At 68.7% G+C, this 25,036-nt stretch carries 18 protein-coding genes and 1 rRNA gene; 11 read left to right on the top strand and 8 right to left on the bottom strand.

Going from position 1 to position 25,036, the window contains the following annotated elements:
* Positions 1 to 70: 70 nt before the first annotated feature.
* Positions 71 to 2,290, bottom strand: a complete 2,220-nt coding sequence (locus AC1MBE_RS14105; RefSeq protein ID WP_479779137.1) for an NADP-dependent isocitrate dehydrogenase — start codon at positions 2,288 to 2,290, stop codon at positions 71 to 73.
* 270 nt (positions 2,291 to 2,560) lie between these two features.
* Between AC1MBE_RS14105 and AC1MBE_RS14100 the strand changes: the two genes are divergently transcribed.
* Positions 2,561 to 3,535 carry a trypsin-like serine peptidase gene (locus AC1MBE_RS14100; RefSeq protein ID WP_479779136.1) on the top strand — a complete coding sequence of 325 codons (975 nt, stop codon included), beginning with the start codon at positions 2,561 to 2,563 and terminating at the stop codon, positions 3,533 to 3,535.
* Positions 3,536 to 4,122: 587 nt separating this feature from the next.
* On the opposite strand, the gene purH is transcribed toward AC1MBE_RS14100, so the two are convergent.
* A complete protein-coding gene (gene purH, locus AC1MBE_RS14095) occupies positions 4,123 to 5,808 on the bottom strand; it encodes a bifunctional phosphoribosylaminoimidazolecarboxamide formyltransferase/IMP cyclohydrolase (RefSeq protein WP_479779135.1) in 1,686 nt (561 codons plus the stop codon).
* Between the two features lie 150 nt (positions 5,809 to 5,958).
* Here purH and AC1MBE_RS14090 point away from each other — a divergent pair, with 150 nt between their 5' ends.
* Complete coding sequence (locus tag AC1MBE_RS14090) at positions 5,959 to 7,311, top strand: MFS transporter (protein ID WP_479779134.1); 1,353 nt, start codon at positions 5,959 to 5,961, stop codon at positions 7,309 to 7,311.
* 106 nt (positions 7,312 to 7,417) lie between these two features.
* Here the strand turns inward: AC1MBE_RS14090 and AC1MBE_RS14085 are convergent, their stop codons facing one another.
* Positions 7,418 to 8,269, bottom strand: coding sequence for a hypothetical protein (locus AC1MBE_RS14085; protein WP_479779133.1), 852 nt, complete (start codon positions 8,267 to 8,269; stop codon positions 7,418 to 7,420).
* Between the two features lie 180 nt (positions 8,270 to 8,449).
* Entirely contained in the window at positions 8,450 to 9,025 is a 576-nt protein-coding gene (gene purN, locus AC1MBE_RS14080; protein ID WP_479779132.1) for a phosphoribosylglycinamide formyltransferase, read from the bottom strand.
* A gap of 39 nt (positions 9,026 to 9,064) precedes the next feature.
* Here purN and AC1MBE_RS14075 point away from each other — a divergent pair, with 39 nt between their 5' ends.
* Positions 9,065 to 9,496: a hypothetical protein gene (locus AC1MBE_RS14075; RefSeq protein ID WP_479779131.1), complete on the top strand. Its 432-nt coding sequence runs from the start codon at positions 9,065 to 9,067 to the stop codon at positions 9,494 to 9,496.
* Between the two features lie 82 nt (positions 9,497 to 9,578).
* On the opposite strand, the gene AC1MBE_RS14070 is transcribed toward AC1MBE_RS14075, so the two are convergent.
* Positions 9,579 to 10,901 (bottom strand): cell division protein PerM, encoded by a 1,323-nt coding sequence (locus AC1MBE_RS14070; RefSeq protein WP_479779130.1) that lies wholly within the window; start codon positions 10,899 to 10,901, stop codon positions 9,579 to 9,581.
* Positions 10,902 to 11,066: 165 nt separating this feature from the next.
* Here AC1MBE_RS14070 and AC1MBE_RS14065 point away from each other — a divergent pair, with 165 nt between their 5' ends.
* From AC1MBE_RS14065 to AC1MBE_RS14030, 8 genes are all read left to right on the top strand, one after another.
* Positions 11,067 to 11,534 carry a DUF4383 domain-containing protein gene (locus tag AC1MBE_RS14065; protein WP_479779129.1) on the top strand — a complete coding sequence of 156 codons (468 nt, stop codon included), beginning with the start codon at positions 11,067 to 11,069 and terminating at the stop codon, positions 11,532 to 11,534.
* A gap of 262 nt (positions 11,535 to 11,796) precedes the next feature.
* The gene (locus AC1MBE_RS14060) at positions 11,797 to 13,230 is read left to right on the top strand and encodes a flotillin family protein (RefSeq protein ID WP_479779128.1); all 1,434 of its coding nucleotides are present in this window, start codon (positions 11,797 to 11,799) and stop codon (positions 13,228 to 13,230) included.
* On the top strand, positions 13,223 to 13,471 hold the full coding sequence (locus tag AC1MBE_RS14055) for a hypothetical protein (RefSeq protein WP_479779127.1): 249 nt from the start codon (positions 13,223 to 13,225) through the stop codon (positions 13,469 to 13,471). The genes AC1MBE_RS14060 and AC1MBE_RS14055 overlap by 8 nt, the downstream gene beginning before the upstream one ends.
* A 380-nt stretch (positions 13,472 to 13,851) precedes the next feature.
* Positions 13,852 to 15,063 carry a glycosyltransferase family 4 protein gene (locus tag AC1MBE_RS14050; RefSeq protein WP_479779126.1) on the top strand — a complete coding sequence of 404 codons (1,212 nt, stop codon included), beginning with the start codon at positions 13,852 to 13,854 and terminating at the stop codon, positions 15,061 to 15,063.
* Positions 15,060 to 16,457: a UDP-glucose dehydrogenase family protein gene (locus AC1MBE_RS14045; RefSeq protein ID WP_479779125.1), complete on the top strand. Its 1,398-nt coding sequence runs from the start codon at positions 15,060 to 15,062 to the stop codon at positions 16,455 to 16,457. Before AC1MBE_RS14050 ends, AC1MBE_RS14045 begins: the two co-directional genes overlap by 4 nt.
* A 190-nt stretch (positions 16,458 to 16,647) precedes the next feature.
* Positions 16,648 to 18,387, top strand: coding sequence for a putative bifunctional diguanylate cyclase/phosphodiesterase (locus AC1MBE_RS14040; RefSeq protein WP_479782615.1), 1,740 nt, complete (start codon positions 16,648 to 16,650; stop codon positions 18,385 to 18,387).
* A 35-nt stretch (positions 18,388 to 18,422) separates the two neighbouring features.
* Positions 18,423 to 20,582, top strand: coding sequence for a putative bifunctional diguanylate cyclase/phosphodiesterase (locus AC1MBE_RS14035; protein WP_479779124.1), 2,160 nt, complete (start codon positions 18,423 to 18,425; stop codon positions 20,580 to 20,582).
* A 191-nt stretch (positions 20,583 to 20,773) separates the two neighbouring features.
* Positions 20,774 to 22,597 carry a putative bifunctional diguanylate cyclase/phosphodiesterase gene (locus AC1MBE_RS14030; protein WP_479779123.1) on the top strand — a complete coding sequence of 608 codons (1,824 nt, stop codon included), beginning with the start codon at positions 20,774 to 20,776 and terminating at the stop codon, positions 22,595 to 22,597.
* A gap of 404 nt (positions 22,598 to 23,001) precedes the next feature.
* On the opposite strand, the gene AC1MBE_RS14025 is transcribed toward AC1MBE_RS14030, so the two are convergent.
* From AC1MBE_RS14025 to rrf, 3 genes are all read right to left on the bottom strand, one after another.
* Positions 23,002 to 23,304, bottom strand: a complete 303-nt coding sequence (locus AC1MBE_RS14025) for an excalibur calcium-binding domain-containing protein (protein ID WP_479779122.1) — start codon at positions 23,302 to 23,304, stop codon at positions 23,002 to 23,004.
* A 91-nt stretch (positions 23,305 to 23,395) separates the two neighbouring features.
* On the bottom strand, positions 23,396 to 24,244 hold the full coding sequence (locus tag AC1MBE_RS14020; protein WP_479779121.1) for an SDR family NAD(P)-dependent oxidoreductase: 849 nt from the start codon (positions 24,242 to 24,244) through the stop codon (positions 23,396 to 23,398).
* 494 nt (positions 24,245 to 24,738) lie between these two features.
* Positions 24,739 to 24,855 (bottom strand): 5S ribosomal RNA (rrf, locus tag AC1MBE_RS14015).
* Positions 24,856 to 25,036: the final 181 nt, after the last annotated feature.

Genomic DNA, 25,036 nt, shown 5'->3' with positions numbered 1-25,036 from the left:
CGTCCGCCGCCAGGACTTAAACGCGAACGGCGCACCGGGAACTCCCGGTGCGCCGTTCGCGTTGTGCGGGCTAGCCCAGCAGGGACAGCACTTCGCTGAACTTGGCCGAGGGCCGCATCACGGCAGAGACCTTGGCGTCGTCCGGACGGTAGTAGCCGCCGATGTCCACCGGGGAACCCTGGACAGACAGCAGTTCGCCGATGATGGTCTCCTCGTTGGAGGCCAGGGCGTCGGAGACGGCGGCGAAGGCCGCAGCCAGCTCGGCGTCGTCGCTCTGGCGGGCCAGCTCGTCGGCCCAGAACTTGGCCAGGTAGAAGTGGCTGCCGCGGTTGTCCAGCTCGCCGGCCTTGCGCTTCGGGGACTTGTTCTCCAGTAGGAACGTGCCGGTGGCACGGTCCAGGGTGTCCGCGAGGACCTGCGCGCGGGCGTTGCCGGTGGAGGTCGCCAGGTGCTCGAAGCTCACGGCGAGGGCCAGGAATTCACCCAGGCTGTCCCAGCGCAGGTGGTTTTCCTTGAGCAGCTGCTGGACGTGCTTCGGGGCGGAGCCTCCGGCGCCGGTCTCGAACAGGCCGCCGCCGTTGATCAGCGGAACGATCGAGAGCATCTTGGCGCTGGTGCCGAGCTCAAGGATCGGGAACAGGTCTGTGAGGTAGTCGCGGAGCACGTTGCCGGTGACCGAGATGGTGTCCTCGCCCTTGCGCAGGCGGGCCAGGGTGAAGGCCGTGGCCTCGTCCGGGGCCATGATTTCCAGCTGCAGGCCCTCGGTGTCGTGGTCCTTGAGGTATTCCTCGACCTTGGCGATCATCCGGGCGTCGTGCGCGCGGCCCCTGTCCAGCCAGAACACGGCCGGGGTGGCGGAGGCGCGGGCGCGGGTGACGGCGAGCTTGACCCAGTCGCGGATCGGCACGTCCTTGGTCTGGCAGGCGCGCCAGATGTCACCCGGGGCGACCTGGTGTTCGATCAGTACGGTGCCGGCGTCGTCGACGACCTGGACGGTGCCGGCGGACTGGATCTCGAAGGTCTTGTCGTGGCTGCCGTATTCCTCGGCGGCCTGGGCCATCAGGCCGACGTTCGGGACGGTGCCCATGGTGGTGGGGTCGAAGGCGCCGTTGGCGCGGCAGTCGTCGATGACGACCTGGTAGATGCCGGCGTAGCTGCTGTCCGGCAGGACGGCGAGGGTGTCGGCTTCCTGGCCGTCGCGGCCCCACATGTGGCCGGAGCTGCGGATCATGGCCGGCATCGAGGCGTCGACGATCACGTCGGAGGGCACGTGCAGGTTGGTGATGCCCTTATCCGAGTCGACCATCGCCAGCTCGGGGCCGTCGTTGAGGCCCTTCTGGATGGCGGCTTCGACGTCGCCGCGGATCTCCTCGGGGAGGTCCTCGAGGCCGTTCAGGATGGAGGCGAGGCCGTTGTTCGGGCTCAGCCCGGCCGCGGCGATCTGCTCGCCGTAGGTGGCGAAGAGCTCGGAGAAGTACGCCTTGACGACGTGGCCGAAGATGATCGGGTCCGAGACCTTCATCATGGTGGCCTTCAGGTGGGCGGAGAAGAGCACGCCCTCTTCCTTGGCCCGGGCAACCTGGGCGGCGAGGAAGGTGTCCAGGGCGGCGGCGCGCATCACGGTGCCGTCGATGACCTCGCCGGCCAGTACGGGGAAGGCCCGCTTGAGGACCTTGACCGTGCCGTCTTCCTTGACCAGCTGGATCTTGAGGTTGGTGTCAGCCTCGATCACCACGGACTTCTCGTTGGAGCGGAAGTCATCGGCATCCATGTGGGCGACGTTGGTCTTGGACTCCGCGGTCCAGGCGCCCATGGTGTGCGGGTTCTTGCGGGCGTAGTTCTTGACCGAGAGCGGCGCGCGGCGGTCGGAGTTGCCTTCGCGCAGCACCGGGTTCACCGCGGAGCCCTTGATCTTGTCGTAGCGGGAGCGGATGTCCGTCTCCTCGTCCGAGGCGGGGTTGTCCGGGTAGTCCGGCAGGGCGTAGCCCTGTCCCTGGAGCTCCGCGATGGCGGCCTTCAGCTGCGGCACGGAGGCGCTGATGTTGGGCAGCTTGATGATGTTGGCTTCGGGCTTTTTGGCGAGCTCGCCCAGTTCGGCCAGGGCGTCGCTGACGCGCTGCTCTTCGGTGAGGTAGTCGCCGAAGACGGCTATGATGCGGCCGGCTAGCGAAATGTCACGGGTCTCCACTTCCACACCGGCCGTCGACGCAAACGCCTCGACAATCGGCAAGAACGAATAGGTGGCCAGCATCGGCGCTTCGTCGGTGTGGGTATAGATAATCTTGGCCATTGCTCGGGCGTCTCCCTGAAAGTCTGCGGATATCCGGAAATCTTGTGTTATCTCAACGGCTCTAACTTACCCGAGGTGGCCGAATTGACGCCTATCCGGGACGGGCGGAGTCGGCCGCGTGACTCCGGGCTCCGCCGTAAGGTTGCGGAAATCTTGCGTGACAAATGTTGACAAATCGCTTTACTCACTCGTCACGTTGACGTAGCTTCTATCCCATCACAGCGGTCCGCCCCGGCTGGCCGCCCCGCATTCCTCCCGGTTAGGACACCCATGAGAACACCCAAGACTCTGGCCACCAGCCTCCTCAGCCTCTCCGCCGCGGCCCTCCTGGCCGTCAGCGCGGCCGGCGCGGCCACCGCGTCGCCCGCCGCGGCGCAGGACAAGAAGGCCCCGCAGGTGACCAGCCAGTCCGTCGACGGCTCAAAGGCCGCCGACTACTGGACGCCCGACCGCATGAAGTCCGCAATCCCGGGCGACGTGCTGGCGGACAAGGCCCTGGCCCGCGGTAACAAGTCCCCCGCGGCCACCGTGGAGAAGGGCTCGAGCACCCAGATCTCCGGCAAGGCCGCCAGGGGCAAGACCACCCTGCATGCTTCCGAATCGCCGGTGTCCAACATCGGCAAGGTGTTCTTCACGATGGGCGGCAGCAACTACGTCTGCTCCGGCAACTCGGTGAGCTCCAGCAATAAGAGCACCGTCTCCACCGCCGGGCACTGCGTCAATGAGGGCCCGGGGGCGTTCGCCACCAACTTCGTCTTCGTACCGGCCTACCTCAACGGCGCCGCGCCCTACGGCAAGTGGGCCGCCAACGCCCTCTACACCCCCACCCAGTGGAGCTCGGCCGGCGACATGCAGTACGACACCGGGTTCGCCGTCGTCGACCCGCTGAACGGGCAGAACCTCTCCGACGTCGTCGGTGCTTCCGGTGTCCAGTTCAACGCCGCCCGCGGCCTCACCTACAAGTCTTATGGCTACCCGGCCGCGTCTCCGTTCGACGGGCAGTCGCTGATCAGCTGCACCGGGCTGGCCTCGGATGATCCGAACAACCCGCAGTTCAACTCCCAGGGCATCCCCTGCGACATGACCGGCGGCTCCTCGGGCGGTCCCTGGTTTATCGGCACCAGCTCCTCCGGTTACCAGAACTCCATCAACAGCTACGGCTACGGCACCCGCTCCACCGTGATGTACGGACCGTACTGGGGCTCGGTGATCCAGCAGGCGTACAGCACCGCCGCAGCCTCCTAAAACCTCATCCCCGACGAATCCCACCCAAGAAAGGAACAGGGCAACGCGGGGTCATTTGCCACCCATCCCCCTCGACAGGGCGGCAAGTGACCCCGCGTTGCTGTGTCCGCAGCCGGGGTCGTGTGCCGCGGCGTTGCCTCCCCGGGGCATGCCCTCCGCAGGTGACAGCCAGCGGACATAATCCCCATATGCCCACCTGTGGCCGCGAAGAATGAGCATGTCCCTCTGGCCCGAGACTTGTGCCCGCCTGTGGCCGCGAAGAATGAGCATGTCCCGCGGAACCTCGGCAGGGTCCCCCGCACCCCGAGTGGACATGCCCTCCGCACCCAGGATGGACATGCCCTCCGTAGGTGGCAGCCAGCGGACATAATCCCCATATGCTCACCTGTGGCCGCGAAGAATGAGCATGTCCCTCTGGGCCCGAGACTTCTGCCCGCCTGTGGCCGCGAAGAATGAGCATGTCCCGCGGAACCGGTGACGCCGGCCTATCCCGCATCGCGAACCGGCCCCGGCAGCACAAAAAATGGACATGCCCTCCCGGAAAAGGAGGGCATGTCCATTCTTGGCGGCAACCGCGGAGCAGGTTCCTAGTGGAAGAAGTGCCGCGCCCCGGTGAAGTACATCGTGATCCCGGCGGCGTTGGCTGCGGCGATAACTTCTTCATCCCGGACGGAACCGCCGGGCTGCACGACGGCGCGGACGCCGGCGTCGATCAGGATCTGCAGGCCGTCGGCGAACGGGAAGAACGCGTCCGAGGCCGCAACGGCACCGCGGGCCCGTTCCGGCGCCCCGCTGGCGTCGGCATTCGAAGCGCCGCCGGCACCCTCGACGTCGGACTCCACGCTGACACCCAGGGTGTTGGCCCGCGAGACGGCGAGACGGCAGGAGTCGAGCCGGTTGACCTGGCCCATGCCGATGCCGACGGCGGCACCGTCGGCGGCCAGCAGGATCGCGTTGGACTTGGCCGCGCGGCACGCCGTCCAGGCGAAGGCCAGGTCGGCCAGGGTGGCGGCGTCGGCCGGCTCACCCGCGGCGAGTGTCCAGTTGGCCGGGTTGTCGCCCTCGGCGTCGACCTTGTCCGTGGCCTGGACCAGCATGCCGCCGGAGACCTGGCGGAACTCGGTCGGGTACCGGCCGTAGCCCTCGGGCAGGGTGAGGAGGCGGATGTTCTTCTTCTTGGAGAGGATCTCCACGGCCTCGTCCTCGAAGCCGGGAGCGATGACAACCTCGGTGAAGATCCCCGCCACGGTCCGGGCCATGCCGGCGGTGACGGTGCGGTTGGCCGCGATCACGCCGCCGAACGCGGAGACCGGGTCGCAGGCGTGGGCCTTGGCGTGGGCGTCGGCGATCGGGTCCGCCGCGGTCGCGGAGCCCACGGCCACACCGCAGGGGTTGGCGTGCTTGATGATCGCGACGGCGGGCTCGGCGAAGTCGAACGCGGCGCGCAGGGCGGCGTCGGCGTCGACGAAGTTGTTGTAGCTCATCGCCTTGCCGTGCAACTGGTCGGCCTGGGCGATGCCGGCCGGGGCCGCCTTGTCCACGTAGAGCGCGGCCTGCTGGTGCGGGTTTTCGCCGTAGCGCAGCACCTCGGAGCGTTCCAGGGCCAGGCCGGCGTACGCGGGCCAGTCGATCACGCCGTCGCCGTCCTCGTCGAGGAACTGGCTGGCGGTCCAGGTCGCCACGGCCGTGTCGTAGGACGCGGTGTGCGCGAACGCCTTGGCGGCGAGCCGGCGTCGGGTCTTCAGGTCAAAACCGCCCGAAGAGGCAGCCTCCACCACGGAACCGTAGGACGCCGGGTCCACCACGATCGCGACGGCGGCGTGGTTCTTCGCGGCCGACCGCACCATCGCGGGGCCCCCGATGTCGATCTGCTCGACGACGTCGTCCTGCGCGGCGCCGGACTTCACGGTCTCCACGAAGGGGTAGAGGTTCACCACGACGAGGTCGAACGGCTCGATCGACATGTCCTCGAGGGTCTTCATGTGCGCGGGGACGCGGCGGTCGGCGAGGATGCCGCCGTGCACGCGCGGGTGCAGGGTCTTGACCCGGCCGTCCAGCATTTCCGGGGAGCCGGTGACTTCCTCGACTTCCTGCACCGGGATTCCGGCGGCGGCGATCTTCTTGGCGGTGGAACCGGTGGAAACGATCTTGACGCCGGCTTCATGCAGGCCCTTGGCGAGTTCCTCCAGACCGGTCTTGTCGTAGACCGAGATGAGGGCCCGGCGGATGGGAACACGGTCGATGGATACACGTTCAAGCTGCGTAAAGCTCACAAAAGTCTCCGTCTTATATCGCGGCGCGGCCGCGGTTGGTGGGGATGCGGCCAGTTTATCGCGTCACGGCTGCGGGGATGCCCGCGCGCCGGAGTGTGAAGCTTCCCCGCCGGCGCGCCCCGGGACGTAGAGTTTTCCCAGGAGGCCGAGATGAATACGTACACCACTGTGCCCAGCGGCGAACAGGTGGTCCAGGAACTGCCGTGGCGGTGGAAGGTCCAGGGCCGGATCTTCCTGATCGGCGGCCTGGGCTTCATGTTCGACGCCTGGGACGTCACCCTCAACGGCATCCTCATTCCGCTGTTGTCCAAGCACTGGGCCCTGAGCCCGGGCGACGCGGCCTGGATCGGCACCTCGAACCTGATCGGCATGGCCCTGGGCGCCTTCGTCTGGGGCACCATCGCGGACACGATCGGCCGCAAGAAGGCCTTCACCGCCACGCTGCTGATCTTCTCGATCTTCACGGTGCTGGGCGCCTTCTCCCCCGACTTCCTCTGGTTCGTCGCGTTCCGGTTCATGGCGGGCTTCGGCCTGGGCGGCTGCATCCCGGTGGATTATGCGCTGGTGGGCGAGTTCACGCCGCGCAGGCAGCGCGGCCGGGTCCTCACCGCGATGGACGGCTGGTGGCCAATCGGCGCGGCGCTGTGCGGCTTCGTCTCGGCCGGGCTCGTGGCCCTGTACGGGGACTGGCGGCTGACCATGCTGATCATGGTGCTGCCCGCGCTGCTGGTGTTCTGGATCCGGCGCAGCGTCCCGGAGTCGCCGCTCTTCCTGATCCGCAAGGGCCGCCGGGAGGAAGCCGCCAAGGTAATCGACAGCCTGGTCGCGGCCACCGGCGCCGAAGCCCGGGTCTACAGCCTGCCCGAACCCCAGGACGCGCCCCGGCTCTCCGCCGGCAGCGCCTGGACCCAGCTCCGCGCGCTCTGGCAGTTCAACTGGAAGATCACGACGGCGGCCTGGGCTTTGTTCTTCAGCATCCTGCTGGTTTATTACCTGTCGCTGACCTGGATGCCGCGGATCCTGATCGGCGCCGGCTTCGAGGAGTACAAGGCGTTCCTCACGACGGCGTCGATGGCCGCCGTCGGCCTGCTGGGCGTGGTGGTCGCCGCGCTGCTGGTGGAGCGGACGGGCCGCAAGTGGATCCTGGCCGTCACCGGCCCGCTGTCGGCGCTGACCCTGGTGATCGTCGCCGTCGTTGTGGACATCCCGACGGCGGCCGTGTTCTGGCTGCTGGTGTTCGGCTTTGTGGTGCAGGTGGCCATCCCGGTGCTGTACGCCTACGTGTCCGAGCTCTACCCGACCGAACTGCGCGGCTCGGGCTTCGGCTGGGCCTCGACGTTCTCCCGGCTCGGTGCCGGCTTCGGACCGCTGGTCTTCGCTGCGTTCCTGTGGCCGGAGCTGGGGCTGGCGACGTCCTTCGCGCTGGCCGGCGGCCTGGTGTTGATCTCGGTGCTCTGGATGGCGTTCTTTGCCCCGGAGACCAAGCAGCGCCGCCTGGAATAGCTCGCCGCCCGGTCCACGCGAGCCGGTCCACGCGAGATGCCCTCTCACTTGTGGTTGCCATGAGGACCTCATAAGCGCCACAAGTGAGAGGGCATCCGGGGCGCGGCTACTGGATGCAGGTCACAAACACCGAGAGCTCGTTGGCCTTCAACTGGGTGACGGACCAGCCGACGGGCTTGCCCGATGCGCCGACGACCGGCTGGCTGGCCACGACCTGATTATTGTTGCTGCTGTTGAGCGAGAAGCCTCCGCCGGTGGCGACGTGGCCGGCCGGGCAGCTGGCCACAACGGTCACCGTGGAGAGGGTCGCGGAGGCAACCGAAGCGCTCGTGGATGCCGCTGCACCGGTGGCACCAGTGGCACCTGTGGCTCCGGTGCCACCGGTGGCTCCGGCGGGTCCGACAGGGCCGGCAGCCCCGGTCTCGCCCTTTTCGCCCTGCGGTCCGACAGGTCCGGCAGCCCCGGTTTCACCCCTGGCGCCGGTGTCACCGGTGGCGCCGGTGTCACCCTTTTCGCCCTGGGCACCGGTGGCTCCGGTCTCGCCGGTGTCACCCTTTTCGCCCTGGGGACCCTGGGCACCGGTCTCGCCGGTGGCACCCGTAGCGCCGGCCTCACCGGTATCGCCCTTCTCCCCCTGGACGCCCTGGGCTCCGGTCTCGCCGGTGGCGCCCGTCTCCCCGTCAGCACCTGCGGCGCCGGTGTCACCGGTGTCGCCCTTGAGGCCCTGGATGCCCTGCGGCCCCTGGATACCCTGGATGCCCTGGATCCCCTGCATGTTCCAGGAGATGGCGGTTTCCTTCTTCAGATCACACGATCCCCCGGGCGCAAGGACCCGCAGCTGACCGCCGTTGTTGATGTTGTAGCAGCCGCTGATTTCGCCGCCGCCCGGCGTCGTCGACGCGGCGTAGGCGGCAGTAACGGCGCCCGTGCCGATGACGAGCGCCGCGGTGGCAAACAAAACTTTTGGACTTGTTTTGGCAAAGCTGAACTGAGACACAATGGACCCCCGGGACGCATGAGACGAATGAGACTGCGCCAGACTATGGCCCGGATCGGCACCGCAACCGGCCCACGGATACTCGACTTTGACCAGCCGGTACCCGACTTTTTCGCCGAGTACTCGCTTTTGCGTGCCCTGCTACTTGGAAGGGGCCGCGGCGGCGAGGGAGTTCAGCGTCGACACCAGCAGCCGGCGCTCCACCGCCTTGATCCGTTCGTGCAGGGTTTCCTCGGTGTCGTCCTCGGCCACACTCACGGCCTCCTGGGCGATGATCGGGCCGGTGTCCACGCCGGCGTCGGCCCAGTGCACCGTGCACCCGGTGACTTTCACGCCGTAGGCCAGGGCATCGCGGACGCCGTGGGCGCCGGGGAAGGCCGGCAACAGGGCCGGATGGGTGTTCAGGTACTTCCCGCCGAACGCGTCGATGAAGTCCGCGCTGACAATGCGCATGAACCCGGAGGACACGACGACGTCGGGCCGGTACGCGGCGACGGCGTCGGTGAGGGCGGCGTTCCAGACGGCGCGGTCCGGGTAGGCCTTGAAGTCCACCACGAAGGTCGGGATCCCGGCGGCCGCGGAGCGTTCCACCCCGTAGGTTCCGGGCCGGTCCGCGCCGACGGCAGCCAGCTCCACATCCAGCTCACCGGACTTGACGGCGTCGATGACTGCCTGGAGGTTGGAGCCGGTACCGGAGACGAGGACAACTATGCGCATGGACTTAGCTTATGGGGCCGCTCGCGTACGCTGGAAAACATGAATTCCCCCCACGAGCCCGGCGCACCCCAGCGGAGCCAGAACCCACAGAGCGAGGCGGCCAAAGAGTCGCTGCTCCGCACCCACAACCTGTTCCGCATGTTCATCGTGGTGGTGCTCGGGGCGTTCTTTGTGTACCAGCTCGACATCAACTACCTCTGGCTCACCGCCATCCTCACCGCTGCCGCCCTGGTGCTCGGCGTGGTGCTGATCGTGCGCACGCGGAGGCTCAAGGAATCGCGCCTGGTGCTGTTCGGGACGCTCTCCGGCCTGGTGGTCTCCGTGGTGATGGTGCTGATCATCCTGGCCTCGGCGGTGTTCTTCACCCAGGTCCGGGACTACCAGCAGTGCGCCCGCCACGCGCTCACCGAGCAGGCCGCCTCGGTTTGCCGGACGGAGCTGGAGAAGTCGCTGCCCGCCCAGCTGCGCTAAGCGGGCCAGACGTCCGGCCCGCCAACTGGCCCCGCCAGCCGGCCCAGGCAAGCGGCCCAGGCGGTGGCTCACGCGAAGCGGCTCAGTCGGCTTTGGCGGCGGGTTCCAGTTCCGCTTCGTGCAGCTTCTGCCGGCGCTCCAGCCAAGGGCCAGCGGCGTAGCCGATGACGACGCCGACGCCGGTTTCCACGGCCACGAACAGGGCCGTGCTGAGCGGGTCCGGGCCGATGTCTGTGAGCCGTCCAATGCCGGCGGAGCCGCGGGCCAGCCAGGCAAGTGCCGCCGCGAGCAGCCCTGCCACGGCGCCGATCATGGCGCCCAGGACCAGGGTGGAGACGGTGGCGGTGAACCACCGCGCCTTGACCTTGATGGAGAGCCATTCGTCGAAGTGGTTCTCCCCCTCGCGCAGGAACCACCAGCCGGCCAGGAGCCCGGCGAGGGCCGGGACCACCAGGGCCACGAACCCGTAGTCGAGCGCGCCGGAGGGCAGCGCCGCGAACACCGGGATGGACGGCAGCGGCCCGACGGCGGTGGCCAGCGGCCCTGCCTGCGAGCCGGCGCCGAGCGCGAACCCCGAGCCGGAGGTCCAGGCCAGCGCGAACACCACCAGGTTAGGCAGGTAGCCCAGCTGCGCGATGGTGAGCGCCGCGCCGCCCACCGGGCCGGCGTCGAGCGCTTCATAAACGGCAACGACGAGGTTCCAGTGGATCAGGAGGTCCACCGCGAGCAGGCCGGCAGCCATCGCCAGGCTGGCCATGGCTGCCACGAAGCCGGCCTTGGCGGCGGAGCCGAGGTAGGAGCCGGCCCAGCGCGAGTGCTGGCTGGTGCGCGAGAGCCAGGCGACGGCGTCGACGCCGATCAGCCGCCTCCAGGAGCCCGCCTCCCGGCGGGCGCCGATCACCATACCCAGGGCGAACGGGATCAACGGGACGATGGAGGCTGACCAGAGGCTCACCCCGACCTCGGAGGTGCGGCAGACGAAGCCGGTGGCGAACCCGAACGCGCCGTACATCAGCCACGAACCGAGCAGCGCCTGCCAGAGCTGGTCCGTGTAGGACGCCCGCGCCAGCCGCCGCCCCGCGCGCCAGGCCAGCAGGAACGGGATGAGCGTCAGCCCCAGCGGAATCAGCGACAGGGTGCCGGATTCCGCCCGGCCCGCGGCGCCAGCGCCAACCGTTTCCAGCAGCAGCGGGACACCGTGGATCAGCAGCCAGGCCTGGCCGGACAGCCGGGCGAGGAATTCGAAGCCGCCGTCGCGGAATCCGGCCGTGGCCCAGACCGCGAGGATCGGGGCAATCACGGCGAGCGCGGAGATCACGGCGGCCTGCGCGGACTCCAGCGCCCCCTGCAGCCATAACGGCATCGGTAGGCCACGGTTCCCGGTCTGATCAGCGCGCAGTTTCATCGTGTTCCATGGTGCCACGCGAGCACCCCTGCACCGGGTTCCGACAGGCTCTATCCCCCGGATTTCCGGCCGCCAGGAACGATGCAGCAGGCCCCGCGGCGGCGCTTTTTCCGCTACCCCGCCGTAAAATTTTAAGTGTCCGCAATCAGTGGTTGGAGGCAGAAAATGACTACCGCATCCCCACATGCGCACGGCGTGCATTTCGGACGGACAGATGTCCAAAACGTCGGCATGGGTGTGGGTATTGTCCTTATTGTCGTGGGCGTCCTGGGGTTCATCCCGGGCATCACCACGCAGTACAGCGAGCTGAGGTTCCTCGGGCCGGATTCCCGGGCCCTGTTCCTCGGCCTGTTCCAGGTGTCCATGCTGCTGAACGTCGTTCAGCTGGCCATCGGCGCCACCGGCTGGGCCATGTCCCGCAACGGCATGGGAGCCCGGAACTTCCTGATGGGCTTCGGCCTGCTGTACATCGTCTTTAGCGTTTACGGGCTGATCGTCGGCGTGGGGTCGGCGGCCAATTTCCTGTCCTTCAACACCATGGACAACTGGGCCCACATGGTGCTGGGCGTGGCAATGATTGGCGCCGGCTGGCTGCTTACACGGCACCTGGCCGATGACGCACAAACCCGGTAAGCGATCACCGGGAAAAGGGAGCCGCGGATGAGGACCGATTCTCAGTAATCCAACAAATTCGTACTACCTGCTGGTGCGGGCGCCCGGAGCTTTCCGCGGGTCCGCACCAGCTTCCTTTTGCCCGCACCGGTTGCCGTGCGTTTGCGTACGACGCCGGGTCCCGGCGGCGGCGGCGGCCAGCGAAAGCGAATCCGCCAAATGCTGGACTTATTCGGCGGGAACGGCCCAGACTGGCCTGACCCACCGACGTGAAAGGGTTTCCATGCCGGACTTGTCAGCGTTTATCCCGTTCCTCGCGGTCCTCGCCGGGGCCCTCGTCGTCGTCGCCGTCATCTGGGTGGCGGTCAAGCTGATGTGGAAGGTGGCCGAACCGAACGAGGCCCTGATCATCTCCGGCCTGACCCGCGGAACCCTTGAGACGCGCGACGGTATGGACTTCAAGATCGTCACCGGCAAGGGGGCGCTGGTGTTCCCCGGGCTGCAGACCGTGCGGACCCTGTCCCTGACCCTGAACGAGACGGAGCTCAAGGTCTCCTGCGTGACCTCCCAGGGCATCCAGGTCATTGTCGAGGGCGTGGTGATCTACAAGATCGGCGACGCGCCGCCGTTCATCGCGAACGCCGCGCGCCGGTTCCTCGGCCAGCAGCCCAAGATGCAGAGCCAGGTTTACAACGTCTTCGAAGGACACCTGCGCTCCATCATCGGCAGCATGACCGTGGAGGAGATCATCCGCGAGCGCGACAAGCTCGGCTCGCAGGTCCGCAGCGCGAGCGGGGTGGAGATGGAAAAGCTGGGCCTCGTGGTGGATTCGCTCCAGATCAAGGACCTCCAGGACCCCACCGGCTACATTCAAAACATCGCCAAGCCACACATCGCCCAGGTGAAAATGGAAGCCCGCATCGCCGAGGCCACCCGAAACCGTGAGGCGGCCGAGCGGGAGGCGGAGGCGGCCGCCCAAATCGCCGACGCGCAGAGCCTGTCCGCGATCAAACAGTCGGAGGCGCAGGCAAACGCGGAACGGGCCCGGGCCAACGCCGCCCAGGCCGGGCCGCTGGCCGAAGCCACCGCGCGGCAGCAGGTGGTGGTGCAGGAAACCGAGGTGGCCAAGCTCGAGGCGGACCGTGAGGAACAAAAGCTCCAGACCACCATCCGCAAGCCCGCGGACGCCAAGGCCTACGCCAAGCGCACCGAAGCCGAGGGGCAGAAATCCGCGGACATCAGCGCGGCTGAAGCGCTGGCCCGCCGCACCGAACTGGAGGCGCAGGTCAACGCCCGGCGCACCGAACTCCAGGCGCAGGCCAACGCGACGGCGGCCGCGGCAGCCGCCGGCGCCACCCGTGTCACCGGCGAAGCGGAGGCTGCCGCCACGAAGGCCCGCGGTGACGCGACGGCGTCGTCGATCAAGGCCAAAGCGCTGGCCGAGGCCGACGGCATCAAGGCCCGCGGCGAGGCCCTGGGTACCAACCAGGACGCGGTCATCTCGCAGCAGCTGGCCGAAAACATGCCCGCCATCATCGCGGCAGCCGCGGAGCCGTTCGCCCATGTCGGGCAGCTCACCGTCCTCAACGGCGGGGAGGGCATCAACCGGATGATCGGCGGCATCCTTGCCCAGGTCGGCGACTACCTTCCCGCGCTGCGGACGGCGTTGAAGGACGGGCAGGCAGCCAAACAACCGCCGAAAGCCCCGGATGCCTAGGAACGTCGACCGCAGCCTGACCGGCAGGATCGGCCGGGTCACCGGACGGGTGGCGCCGGGCACCATCGGGGAGGTCATGCTGCCGTTCCGCGGCGGGATAAGCGCCTTCCACGCCCACCCCTTCGACAAGGAGAGCGCCTTCGCCGTCGGGGACGAGGTCCTGGTGATCTACTACGAACCGCCCCAAACGGTCTACGTGGACGAACTCCCCGACGTGCTGCGGCACGACCCGCGCCGCTGACGCCGGCCGCGCGGGCGGCGGCGCCGGGCACCAGGCCCTGGCATTGCGACCCCGCACCAATTTGCCGGATGTGGCCGCTCCGAGGCCGGCCCTAACGGCCATCCTTGGCAAACGGGCGCCACTACGTTGGAGGGCCTCGGAACGCCGTGTGGGCCGGGCATCATTCCGGCCGAACATGCTCACTTGTCGCAGCAGCGAGCGCGCATATTGGGACTATGTCCAGCCGCGACCTCGGCCGAAGGGCATGTCCAGTGTGAGGGCGGCTCGGCTGCAGCTGCCGGTTAGGCCGGAGGACCCTGTACCTGCCTGTTAACCCATTCTTCCCCCGGACGCCACACCGGGGACCCCGCACCGTCAGCCGCCGCGGCCACGGTGGAGGCGTGAGGATCGCACTAGTCGCCGAATCATTCCTGCCCCAGATGAACGGGGTCACGCACTCGATCCTGAAGGTCCTGGAACACCTGCAGAGCCGCGGTGACGAGGTGCTGGTGATCGCGCCGTCAACGCAGGACACCGGCGTCCCCGGCGAGGTCCACGGCGCGCGGGTCCACCGGCTCCCTTCGGTTCCGCTGGCCGGCTACACGAACGTACGGGTGGCGATGGGCGGTGTGGCCCGGGTCAAGCGAATCCTTGCCGACTACGCCCCCGACGTCGTCCACCTCGCCTCACCGTTCGTGCTCGGCTGGCGGGCAGCGCAGGCCGCGCACCAGCTCGGCATCCCCGCCGTGGCCATCTACCAGACCGAAGTCCCCGGCTACGCGGCGCGCTACGGCGTCCCGTTCCTGGAGAACTGGGCCTGGACCCGGGTGGAACAGATCCACCTGCTCGCCACGCGCACCCTGGTCCCCTCCACGTTCGCCCGGCACCAGTTCCTCGGCCGCGGCATTCCGCGGGTCCACATGTGGCGACGGGGCGTGGACACCCGGCGGTTCAGCCCGGAAAAGCGCGACGACGCGTGGCGCGCCTCCGTGGCCCCCGGCGGCGAGCGCATCATCGGCTACGTCGGCCGGCTCGCTGTCGAAAAACAGGTGGAGGACCTGGCGGTGCTCGCCGATCTGCCCGGCACCCGGCTGGTGATCGTCGGCGGCGGGCCGCAGCGGGAAGCGCTCGAAGCCGCGCTCCCGGACGCGGTGTTCACCGGGTTCCTCGGCGGCGAGGAGCTGGCCCGGGCCGTCGCGTCCTTTGACCTGTTCGTCCACCCCGGCGAGTTCGAGACCTTCTGCCAGACCATCCAGGAGGCCATGGCGTCCGGGGTCCCGGTGGTCGCCACCGGCCGCGGCGGCCCGCTGGACCTGGTGGAGAATTCGCGCACCGGCTGGCTCTACGAACCGGGCGACCTCGCCGCGCTGCGGTCCCGGGTGCAGGACCTGACCGGCGACGACGCCAAGCGCCGCGCCTTCGCCGCCGCGGCGCACGACTCGGTGCAGGGCCGGACCTGGCAGGCCCTGGGCGAGGAACTGGTGCGGCACTACGAAGCGGTTGTGGCCGTTTCACTCAGCACCGGTTCACCCAACGCCGGCGCAACCACCCGCGGCGCAACCAACCCCCGTACCGCCAACCGCAGCTCAACCAGCAGAGGAGCCACCCTGTGAAAATTTCCGTGATCGGCTGCGGCTACCTCGGCGCCGTGCATGCCGCCACCCTGGCCTCGATGGGGCACACGGTCGTGGGGATCGACGTCGACGCCGCCAAGGTGGCCCAGCTGGACCGCGGCGCCGCCCCGTTCTACGAGCCCGGCCTCGACGAACTCCTGCGCGACGGCCGCGCCACCGGCCGGCTCGCCTTCTCCACCAACTTCGCCGACGCCGCCGGCGCGGAACTGCACTTCCTTTGCGTCGGGACGCCGCAGTCCAAGACCTCCGACGGCGCCGACCTCAGCTACCTGGTCTCCGCGACCGAGTCCCTGCTCCCGTTCCTGGCGCCGCGCGCCGCCGTCGTGGGCAAGTCCACCGTGCCGGTGGGAACGGTGGACATGCTCCGCGGCGTCCTGGCCGGCCGGCCGGACGTGCTCCTGGGCTGGAACCCGGAGTTCCTGCGCCAGGGCACGGCGGTCAAGGATTCCCTGGTGCCGGACCGGCTGGTGTACGGCGTGCCCGGCGGCGCGGACCCCGCCCGGAATTCGGACAGTGCCGGGCACCCGAAGAACGCCGGCGCGGCCGTCACCGCTGCCCTGGACGCGGTGTACGGGCCCCTGCTCTGCGCCGGGATCCCCCGGATCATCTGCAACTTCGCGACGGCGGAGCTGATCAAGTCCGCGTCAAACGCGTATCTCGCCACCAAGCTGAGCTTCATCAACGCGATGGCCGAACTGTGCGAGGCCTCCGGCGCGGACGTCACCGAGCTGGGCGAGGCAATGGGCCTGGACCCGCGGATCGGCGGCCGCTACCTGCACGCCGGGCTCGGCTTCGGCGGCGGCTGCCTGCCCAAGGACATCCGCTCGCTCCGGGTGCAGGCCGCCGCGCTGGGCGTCGACTCGGTGGACGCCTGGATGGCCACCGTGGACGGGATCAACCAGGACCAGCGCAGCCGCACGGTGGCGGCCGCCCGGGAACTCTGCGGCGGCCGGCTGGACGGCCGGCGCATCACCGTGCTGGGCGCGGCCTTCAAACCGGACACCGACGATATCCGCGACTCCCCCGCCCTGGACGTGGCCCGGCAACTGGCCGACGCCGGCGCGCATGTCACCGTCACGGACCCGGCCGCGATCAACAACGCCTGGCTCCGCTACCCGCAACTGCGTTTCGAAACCTCCATCGAAGAAGCGCTCGCTGGCGCCGAGCTGATGCTCCTGCTGACCGAATGGGAGGCCTACCGCACGCTCTCGCCAGTTGCGGCCGGGAGGCTGGTCCGGCGCCGGACGGTGCTGGACGCCCGGAACGCGCTCGACGCCGCCGCCTGGACCGCGGCGGGCTGGACGGTGCGGGGTCTGGGGCGCGGGCTGGGGCGCGCCGGCTCCGGGACCCGCGCGGCCGTCGCCGCCAGCTGAGCGGCCCGGCCCCGGCGGGGCGCGCCGCAACCCGCCCGGCCCCCGCGCATGGCGTCCGGGCCGTCCCGCGCCCCCTATGATTTCTGAGGGGAGGATTCACCATGCACCAACGTTGGTCTCAGATTTGTCCGGTTACGGCCGCGTGAGCACTTCCGCGCGCACCGAAGAGGACGCCCGGCTCCGCGAAGCGATGTCCCTGCTCTCCGCCACACTGGAGTCCACGGCGGACGGCATCCTTGTGGTTAGTGCCGAAGGCCGGATCTCCTCCGTCAACAACCAGTTCCTCACCATGTGGGGCATTCCGCGCGAGCTCGTGGACACCGGCGACGACGAATCCGTGATGGGTTCCGTGCTGGGCCAGCTGCAGGACCCCGAACAGTTCCGGGCCAAGGTCACCGCCCTCTACGCCGATCCGGCGGCCGAGAGCCACGACGTGCTGCTGTTCCGCGACGGACGCACCTTTGAGCGGTATTCGCGACCGCAGAAGGTCGGCGAGCAGGTGGTGGGCCGCGTCTGGAGCTTCCGCGACGTCACCGCGGCCCGGCGCGCCCAGGACCAGATCAGCCAGGCGATGGCGGACCTCGCGCAGCAGGCCAGCCAGCTGAAGGCCCTCGCGTTCCAGGATCCGCTGACCGGGCTCTCCAACCGCCAGCTCTTCAACGACAGCCTGGGGCACGCCCTCGCCGGACCGTGCGGGACCGCCGTCGACGTCCTGCTGCTGGACCTGGACGACTTCAAGGAAGTCAACGACATCCACGGCCACCACGCCGGGGACCAGATGTTGATCGAGGTGGGCCGCCGGCTCCGCGCCTGCGTCCGGCCCAGCGACGTTGTAGCACGGCTGGGCGGCGACGAATTCGTGGTCCTGCTGGTCGGATCGCTCGACGCCGATGCGGCTGCCGAACGGATCGTCGAATCCCTCAAGCTCCCGGTCTGGATTGACGGCACCATGCTGCGGCCCAGCCTGAGCCTGGGCCTGGCCTCCATCAGCGAGGACGCCGTCGACGCCTCCGAGCTGCTCCGACGCGCCGACATTGCCATGTACGCGGCGAAGTCCGCCGGCAAGAACCGCTACCTGCGCTTCCGCCCGGAAATGATGACCGCCCTGCTCGAGCGCACGGACCTCGAAGCCGGGCTGCGGGCCGCCGTCGACAGTGGGGAGATCGCGGTGCACTACCAGCCGATCGTCTCCACGACGCTGGGCACCGTGGTCAAGGTCGAGGCGCTGGCCCGCTGGGAGCGCGACGGTGTCCTCGTCCCGCCGCATCAGTTCATCCCCGCCGCCGAGCGCAGCGGCCTGATCGTGGAGATCGGGATCGAGGTCCTGCTGCGCGGCTGCACCGAGCTGCAGCCCTGGCTTTCCGCGGACCCCACCCGGTCCCTCGCCGTCAACGTCTCCGGCGTGCAGCTGCAGCAGGGCAACTTCCCGGAGCTGCTCTTCGCGACCGCCAGCTCCTGCGGGGTGGATCCGCACCAGCTGGTCGTGGAGGTCACCGAAAGTGTCTTCTTCGACGACGACTGCCAGGTCCAACGCCAGCTCGTGCAGCTCCGCAGCGCCGGCGTCCGGGTGGCGCTTGACGACTTTGGAACCGGCTACTCCTCACTGGGCCGGCTCCAGGACCTGCCGGTGGACACGCTCAAGATCGACCAGTCCTTCGTCGCCATGATCCGCACCGGCCTCGAGCGCCTGCCTATCCTGAATTCCATGATCGACATGGCCCACGGCTTGGGCCTGACCGTCACCGCCGAGGGCGTCGAGACCCGCGAACAGGCCGCGTACCTGATCGGTCGCGGCTGCGATTCCCTGCAGGGGTTCCTGTTTTCCCGGCCCCAACCGGCCCACCGGCTGCCCGCCGCGCTGTCGGCGTCGGCCTGCACCATCACCGGCCTGCGCCGCGACACCACCGCCCAAACACAGCCGTTGCTGTGATTTGGGTCTCATGGCCCTATGATGCTTGAAGTTTAATGACCACCGCCCTGCCGGTGGCTTCGAATACCGAACGCCCGGGGGCTGGCATCGACGTGGAACAAGGATTGGCGGAAACCCTGCTGGCGCAGGGTCCTGACGCGTTGCTGCAGCTCACTACCGAGGGGGTCATCTCCTACCTCAATCCCGCGGCGGAGCGCCTGTTCGGCTACTCCCGGGAAGAGCTGATCGGCGCCGCGCACCACCGGCTGCTGGTGGAGGACGACCACGGCGGCTTCCTGCGGGTCCTGAGCCGGCTCGGCCGTGCCGGCACGTTGGGGACGAAACCCTTCACCGGCCTCGGACTGCACCGCGACGGCCGCGAAATCCCGCTGGAAATCACCTGCTCGCTGATCACGACGCCGGCCGGAACGTCGATGGCGGTGGCGGTCCGCGACACCACGCACCGCCAGGACGACGACGCCGGCCGCCGCCACGCCGTCTCCCTGCTTGACGCCACTTTGGAGACGACGGCAGACGCCATCGTTGTGGTGTCCAACAGCGGCCAGATCACCGGCGTCAACGAACAATACCTGCAGTTGTGGGGCATGCCGCGCGAGATCCTGGCGGAGGACGACGCCTACGCCCTGGTCAGGTTCATCGCCAAGCAACTGGTTGCCCCGGACTGCTTCAAAGCCAAGGTCGCCGAGCTCTACGCCAACCACGAACTGCACAGCCACGACCTGCTCGAGTTCCGGGACGGCCGCACGGTGGAACTGAACTCACGCCCGCAGAAGGTCGCCGATGAAGTGGTGGGCCGGATCTGGAACTTCCGCGACGTCACGTCCCGGACCGTGGCCCAGGACCAGGCCCGCCGCGCCCTCGACGAACTGGCCCAGCAGGCGGACCAGCTCAAGGCCCTCGCGTTCCAGGATCCGCTGACCGGGCTGGCGAACCGGATGCTGTTCAACGAGCGGGCTACGGCCGCGTTGGAGTCCCCCGGCCCGGTGGCGGTGCTGCTGCTGGACCTGGACGACTTCAAGGAAGTCAACGACATCCTGGGCCACCACGCCGGGGACCAGATGCTGGTGGAGATTTCCCGCCGGCTGCAGAACTGTGTGGGCCCGCACGGCACCGTGGCCCGTCTGGGCGGCGACGAATTCGTGGTGCTGCTGGTCGGCTGCAACGACTCGGACGCGGTGGCGCAGCGGATCGTGGCCACACTGAACGCCCCGGTCTCGATCGAGGGGACCCTGATGCGGCCGGGACTGAGCCTGGGTGTGGCGGCGCGCGGAACAGAGGTCATGTCCTCCTCCGAGCTGCTGCGGCAGGCGGACGTGGCCATGTACGCCGCCAAGGAAGCCGGCAAGAACTGCTACGTGCACTTCCAGCCGGAGATGCTTACCTCCCTGCTGGAACGCACCCAGCTGACCGCGGGGCTGCGCCGCGCCGTCGAACTGGGCCAGATCAAGGTGTTCTACCAGCCCGTGATCTCCACGAACCGCCGCGAGGTGGTGCAGTTCGAGGCCCTGGCGCGCTGGGAGCGCGACGGGGTGCTGATGGCACCGGATACCTTCATCCAGACCGCGGAGCGCAGCGGCCTGATCCGCGACATCGGCGCCGAGGTGCTCCGGCAGAGCTGCACCGAGCTGCAGCCCTGGCTGGCCGAGGACCCGGGCCGGACCCTGGCCGTCAACGTCTCCGGCGTGCAGCTGCAGCACAAGGACTTCGCCGAGCGCGTGCTGGACATCGCCGCGTGGAGCCGGGTAGATCCGCACCAGCTGGTCCTGGAGGTCACCGAGAGCGTGTTCTTCGACGCCGCCTCCCACGTGATCCAGCAGCTGATCAGCCTGCGCGCAGCGGGCATCCGGGTGGCGCTGGACGACTTCGGCACCGGCTACTCCTCGCTGGGCCGGCTGCAGGAGCTCCCGGTGGACGCGGTCAAGATCGACAAGTCCTTTGTTTCCATGCTGCACACCGGCGAGGAGCGGCTTCCCATCCTGACGTCGATGATCCACATGGCCCACAGCCTGGGCCTGCGGGTGACTGCGGAGGGCATCGAGACGCCCGTCCAGGCCCGGTACCTGATGGACCACGAATGCGACGCCTTGCAGGGCTACCTGTTTTCCCGTCCCGTGCCGGCGGCGGGTCGAACAGCAGCCGTAGCGCAGTCCGGAGAGGCCTTGGAGGCGTTGCAGGTACCCGCCGCCGCCCTCTGACACCACCTGGGTGTCTGGGCATCCGGACGACACATTCGCCCGCTTTCGGGAATACCGTCCGGGCGGCACGGGACTGTGCTACCGAGCACATATGATTTCAGCAGGCGCGGCCCGCGGCGAACCCCAGACCGGTTTCCCCGCGGCGCCCGCCGTCATTCACAGATCCGTCGCTTTTGGGGGCAGCACACATCATGGACGAAGCGTTCGCACAGACAGTGCTGGAGCACAGCCCCGACGCCCTCCTGCTGCTTGCCCCGGACGGATCCATTTCCTTCCTGAACACTGCCGCGGAGCAGCTCTTCGGCTACTCCCGGGCGCAGCTGCTGGGCGCCGACTACAGCCTGCTGCTGGCCGAGTCCTCCCGGGAGGGCTTCCACCTCGTCCTGGCCGGACTGGAAGGCGGCACTGGGGGGACGCCCTTCACCGGGGCAGGCCGCCGTGGCGACGCCTCCGAGTTTCCGGTCCAAATCACCTGCGCCGCGCTTCCGTCTGCGCCCGGCACGGCCGGGACCGTCGCCGTCTCCGTGCGCCCGGGAGTCCCGGCCCGCCCCGGCGCCGTTCAGTCCTCTGCCCCGCTCGACGGCGGCACGACGTCGGGTGCCGCCGCAGCGGCAGCCGCTCCCCGCCGTCGGACGTTCAGTGAGCTGGAGGCCGAACTGGTGCCCGGCGCCACCGGCGTGCTCCCCCGGCTCACGCCCGCCGAACACGACGACCAGCTCAAGGCGGCCGTCCTGCGGGACACGCTGACCGGGCTGCCGAACGGGACGCTGTTCAACGAACGCCTCGCCGCGGCGCTGCGCCGGCCGGACCCCGTGGACGTGCTGCTGCTGAACGTGGACGATTTCAAGAGCTACAACGACATGCTGGGCCGCTCCGCCGCGGACGAGCTGCTGGTGGAGGTTGCCAGCCGGCTGCGCAACTGCGTCCGGCCGCACGACACCGTGGCCCGGCTGGGCGGCGACGAATTCGTGGTGCTGCTGACCGAGTGCCTCAACGCCGGCGCCGTGGCCAAGCGGATCTCCGAGTCCCTGTACGTGCCGGCCCGGATCGGCGGCTCGCTGGTGCGGCCCGGGGTCAGCATGGGCCTGGCGTCCAAGACGCCGCACACCCACGACGGCGCGGAACTGCTGCGGCAGGCGGACTCTGCCATGACGGCGGCCAAGGCGGCGGGAAAGAACACCTGGCTGCAGTTCCGGCCGGAGATGCTGAACACGGCCGCGCACAAGGCCCAGGGCGAGACCGGGCTCCGCCAGGCGGTGGAGCTGGGCCAGATCTCCGTCCACTACCAGCCGGTGGTGTCCCCCGGCCTCGGCGCCGTGGTGCAGTTCGAGGCGTTCGCGCGGTGGGAGCGGCACGGCAAGCTGGTGCCGCCCAACCAGTTCCTGCCCGTGGCCGAGCAGAGCGGGCTGATCCGCGAGATCGGCGACGAGGTCATGCGCCGCGCCTGCGCCGAGATCCGGCCCTGGCTGGCCGGCGACGCCGCGTACAGCGTGGCCGTGAACGTCTCCGGCCTGCAGTTCCAGCAACGCGACTTCGCCACCGACGTGCTGGGGATTGTCGCCTCCACCGGGGTGAACCCGCGCCAGCTCATGCTCGAGCTCACCGAGAGCGTGTTCTTCGACGCCGATTCGGACGTACTCCGCCAGCTGGCGCAGCTGCGGGCGGCCGGCGTCCGGATCGCGATGGACGACTTCGGCACGGGCTACTCGACGCTGGGCAGGCTCAAGGAACTGCCGCTGGACAAGGTCAAGATCGACCGGTCGTTTGTGGCGATGATCAAGACCGGCAAGGAGCACCTGCCGTTCTTCCGCACCATGATCAACACCGCGCAGGACCTGGGCCTGAAGGTCACGGCCGAGGGCATCGAAACCCCGGCGCAGGCCAAGTATCTGATGGACCTGGGCTGCGACTCGCTCCAGGGTTACCTGTTCGCCAAGCCCGCCCCGGCCAGTGACCTCGCCGGCACCATGGAGAGCGCCCTGACGGCCATCGACAAGGTCGAAGCCGCGGGTTAGCCTAGCGACGCTCCCGCAGCTCCGGTCGGCTCGGGGGTGACGCTCCCGCAGCTCCGGCGCCCCCGGGCGTGACGCTCCCGCAGAACCGGGGCCCCGGGCGAGACGCTCCCGCAGAACCGGTCGACTCGGGCGCGACGCTCCCTCAGCTCCGGCGCCCCCGGGCGCGACGCTCCCGCAGAACCGACGCCCCGGGCGCGACGCTCCCTCAGAACCGACGCCCCGGGCGCGACGCTCCCGCAGCTCCGGGGCTGACGTTCCCGCCCAGTTGTACCCTGCCGCAGCCACCCTGCGGACGGCCGGGCCGCGGGCTGACGCGGAGTTCGCCCCGCGGCCTACCTAAGAACCGGGCAGGAACGTCAGCGCAGGACCCAAACCGCTTGGCCGGGCCCTACGCCGGGCTCGCGTTAGCGCTTTTCGCAGGCGATGCCGTCGTTGTCACGGTCGAGGTCGTACTCGCCGCGGTGCCGGGACCAGCCGCCGTCGTTGTAGCTGTACAGCGTGTTGTCCACGCGGAAGGTGGTGACCCGCTTGCCGCTCGTCTTGTCCCGCGCACCCTTGCGGCCGACGCCGTGCGGATACACCTTGTTGAGCTCCGTGCAGTTCTTGTAAGACTTCGGCGCGGGCGCGGCGGACGCCGGCACGGCCGTGCCGCTCAGGACGACGGCGCTGGCCGCCAGCGAGGCAATCATCAGTTTCTTCAGGCGCACCTTCGAGCACTCCCCAACATGAAGCCCTCGGCCGCGTGTCGGCGAGGGGCAGGGAAAGACTATCCCACGCTTCCGTTGATTGGGATGAGGCTCAGCCGCGGGGGTCGAGCCTGTCGGAGTCCTGGGCCACCATTGCGGCGCTGCGCTCCCACAGTTCCCGGGCAAGCTCCGCGTCGTAGGCCTGCTTGTTGGCCTTCGCCAGTGCCCGTTTGGCGTAGTAGGCGCCCGGCACCCAGTCCTGCCCCGGGACGGCGGTGGCAAGCCACACCAGGGTGTCTGCGCCCTGCTCCGGGGACAGCATGAACCGGTTGAGGAAGCTGCGGTACATAAAGCGGAACGGGCTGGTGGTGTCCGCGGCAAAGTTGGTGGCCACGACGCCGGGGTGGAATGCCGCCGTGGAGATGCCGGCCGCGTGGTATCGGTGGTGCAGTTCGGCGGTGAAGAGGATGTTCTCCAGCTTGGCGTTGCCGTAGGCCAGGTTGGCGGAGTACTTGTTCGCGAGCTCCAGGTCGTCCATGTCCAACCGCCCATAGAGGGAGTTGGCGGCGCTGGAGGTGTTGATGACCGTGGCCTTGCTGGCGGTGAGGGTGTCCAGCAGTTCGGTGGTCAGCAGGAACGGTGCCAGATGGTTGATCTGGAAGGTCTTCTCGTGACCGTCGACGGTGAGTTCCCGGGTACCCATGATGCCGCCGGCGTTGTTCGCCAGGACGTCGATCCGCGGGTACTTCTCCTTCAACTGCGCGGCGAGCCGGCGCACCTGCGCCAGGTCTGCGAAGTCGCTGACGAAGTAGTCCGCCCCGGTCTCCTCCGCGATCCGCTCTGTCTTCTGCGCGGAACGCCCGACGACGACGACGTGCTCCCCTTGTGCGGCGAGGGTCCGGGCCGCGGACGCACCGATCCCGTCGCTGGCGCCGGTGATGACAATGGTCCGTGCAGTCATGGGGTCTCCCGAGTTGGTTGGTAGAAGCTACTCAAGAGTAATCAACGCTGAACCGCCGGCCGGTGTTCCTCCCCCACCGACGCTTCCGCAGATGATGGCACGTTTCACCCAACGCTCCCGCAGACGTGTCTAGTATTTCATCGATGCTCCCGCAGTCGCGGCTAGTATTCCACCGACGCTCCCGCGCATTTGACCGGCTTAGGCGCGACGCTCCCGCAATTGATGAGTGCCGGAGGAGCCGCCGGCATTGACGCATGAGTCGGCCGACGCGGCGATGCGTAATTGAACGTGCGAGAGGATTCTCGTTTTAGCAGCCTGGTGCGCGGGAGCGTTGTTGGCTTACCGGCAGGATCTGCGGGAGGGTTCTGGTTTTAGCAGCCTCTTGTGCGGGAGGGTTGTTGATATACCGGCCGGATTTGCGGGAGGGTCCGGTGGTTTGGGTGTTAAAGGGCTCAGGCCCCGACACGTGGTGTCGGGGCCTGGCTGTAATGGTTGTCCGGCGGTGACCTACTCTCCCACACCCTCCCGGGTGCAGTACCATCGGCGCTGTGGGTCTTAGCTTCCGGGTTCGGAATGGGACCGGGCGTTTCCCCCACGCTATGACCGCCGTAACCCTTGCTCCGCACCCGTGGGACCCTTGTGCGGGGTTCCCTGGGTGGGAAATCTGTGTGGTTACAACTTCCTGCCCCTTGGGGGCAGTGTGGTGTTGTTATTCAGTTTTGGTTCCCTGGATCAACGTGCCCGTGGCGGGTTTGTTGTTTGGGAACCACATAGTGGACGCAAGCAGTCTTG

The organism is Arthrobacter sp. BG5 (genome assembly GCF_056680155.1).
The sequence above is the reverse complement of the archived record's forward strand: the minus strand, read 5'-3'. Positions and strand labels throughout refer to the sequence as shown.